Genomic DNA, 316 nt, shown 5'->3' on the forward strand with positions numbered 1-316 from the left:
CCGTTGGCCCGGGCGAGTCCTTCGTCTTCAGCGGCCAGGGCTTCCTCGCCGGCGAATCACTCACTATCCAGGTAACGCCCGGCAACCCGCCGGCAGCATCCGGCGCCAACATCGCTGGCAGCCGCTCCGTAGCAGCACGAATTAACGTAGTTGCAGAAGCACAAACCCTGAAAGCGACCGCAGATGCGCAGGGTAAGTTCTCCCTGCCGATCTCCATCCGAGAAGCCGGAACGTACTCCATTACCGCGACTGGCGACACATCCGGTGTCGTCGTAGGCCCTGTCACGGTCACCGTGGCTGCTTCCTTGGCAAACAC

At 62.3% G+C, this 316-nt stretch carries 1 pseudogene; it reads left to right on the forward strand.

The annotated features are described in order from the left end of the window. Nucleotides 1–316, forward strand: a pseudogene (locus AC5RWX_RS34530) (LPXTG cell wall anchor domain-containing protein); the annotation flags it as partial.

It is taken from the genome of Arthrobacter sp. SPT-J7 (genome assembly GCF_059089965.1).